The sequence below is a fragment of the Kineosporia sp. NBRC 101731 genome (assembly GCF_030269305.1).
Classification (GTDB): Bacteria; Actinomycetota; Actinomycetes; order Actinomycetales; family Kineosporiaceae; genus Kineosporia.
Window position 1 is genome coordinate 1 of sequence record NZ_BSTC01000049.1, and the last position, 475, is coordinate 475.

Annotated in this window: 1 protein-coding gene; it reads left to right on the forward strand. The window is 62.1% G+C overall.

The annotated features are described in order from the left end of the window. Positions 1 to 35: 35 nt before the first annotated feature. Positions 36 to 475 (forward strand): AMP-binding protein (locus QSK05_RS36045; RefSeq protein ID WP_285601907.1); only part of this gene is annotated, 440 nt, incomplete at its 3' end.

A 475-nucleotide genomic window follows, 5' to 3' on the forward strand; every position in this document is an offset into this window, starting at 1 on the left:
AGGGTGTGTTCCCGCTGGGGGTGGGGGATCGGCTGTTGCAGAAGAGTTCTGCCGGTTTTGATGTGTCGGTTCCGGAGTTCTTCTGGCCTTTGACGGTCGGGGCGACGGTGCGGTTGATTCGTCCGGGCGGGGATAAGGACGTCGAGTATTTGGCGGGGATTCTGTCGTCGGAGCCGGTGGGTTTCGTGGAGTTCGTGCCGGTGGTGTTCCAGGCGATCGTGGCGACGGGCTTTGATCCGGCTTCCTCGCGGTTGCGGCATCTTTCGTTGGGGGCTGATGTTCTGCCGACGGGTCTGGCCCGGAGTCTTGAGGGTTCGGGTATCAATGTGTGGAACACGTACGGTCCGACCGAGGCTGCGGTGGAGACGGTCGGTTTCGCTCTGAAGGATTTTGATCCGGAGGGTGAGACGGTTCCGATCGGTCGTCCGGTGTGGAACACGTCGGTGGTGGTACTGGATTCCTGGCTGCGCCCGGT